Genomic DNA, 1,107 nt, shown 5'->3' with positions numbered 1-1,107 from the left:
CGCGCGCATCCCGGGCCGGCTGGAGCGCTTCGAGCACGACGGCGTGGAGGTGTTGGTCGACGTGGCCCACAACCCGCAGGCCGCGCGCGAACTGGCTGCCTGGGCGAAGGCGCGGCCGGCGTCCGGCGCCACCGCCATGGTCCTGGCGGTGCTGGCCGACAAGGACGCGGCGGCAATCGTGCAGGCGCTGGAAGGCTGCGTGGACCGCTGGCACCTGGCGGGTCTGGAGGGCATCGCGCGCGGGGAAGCGGTCGATGCGTTGGCCGCGCGCCTGGCCGGTACCGCGGCCGCCACCGGCAGCCGCGATGCCAGTGTGGAGGCGGCGCTGGCGCGCGCCCTGGCGCAGTCGGCGCCGGGCGACCGGGTGGTGGTGGCCGGCTCGTTCCACACCGCCGCCGCCGCGCTGGCGATGCTGCGTTCAGGGCAATGACGGTTGGCCCGGCCGGGCTCCCCCTATAATTGCCGCCACTTCCCGCCAGGCCCCCAGCTCCCGTGGATACCACGCTGAAACAACGCCTGATCGGCGCGGCCGTGCTGGTCGCGCTCGCGGTCATCTTCCTGCCGATGCTGGTGCAGGGCCCGGCCCCCGACAGTGGCGTGGCCGACGTCTCCACCCGCGTCCCCGATGCGCCGGCCAGCGGCTACGAGACCCGCGAGCTGCCCCTGCTCGGTGCGCCCGCCGAGGTGGATGCCCCGGCGCCCGCCCCCGAGGCCGAAGCCGCCGCGACCGACGGCGAGGCGGCCGAGGCCGCGCCCGACCCGGCCACCGCGGCGGGACGCTGGGCGGTGACCTTCGGTGCCTATGCCAGCGAGAAGGATGCCGAGGCGGTGATCAACCGCCTGCGCCAGGCCGGCCTGGAGGGCTTCAGCGAGCGCACCACGGTGGGCGACCGCCCGGCTTGGCGCGTGCGTGTGGGACCGTTCGCCGACCGCGCCCTGGCCGAAGCCGGGCGCCTGCGCGCGGTGCGCATCCGCAACGACGTCAACGCCCAGGTGATCGCGCTGGACGCAGGCGCCGGGGAAGCCGCGCCGGCCGCCGCCGCGGCGACCGCGCCGGATACCGCGGCCGCTGCCGCTCCTGCTGCGACTACCGCGTCGCCCGCAACG

Annotated in this window: 2 protein-coding genes; both read left to right on the top strand. The window is 76.6% G+C overall.

Going from position 1 to position 1,107, the window contains the following annotated elements; all coding sequences use genetic code 11:
- Positions 1–430 (top strand): glutamate ligase domain-containing protein (locus B351_RS0102795; RefSeq protein ID WP_019397536.1); only part of this gene is annotated, 430 nt, incomplete at its 5' end.
- A 62-nt stretch (positions 431–492) separates the two neighbouring features.
- Positions 493–1,107 (top strand): SPOR domain-containing protein (locus B351_RS0102790; RefSeq protein WP_019397535.1); only part of this gene is annotated, 615 nt, incomplete at its 3' end.

The sequence above is a fragment of the Pseudoxanthomonas sp. GW2 genome (assembly GCF_000283075.1).
GTDB lineage: Bacteria > Pseudomonadota > Gammaproteobacteria > Xanthomonadales > Xanthomonadaceae > Pseudoxanthomonas.
This window is presented reverse-complemented; position numbering and strand designations above follow the sequence as displayed.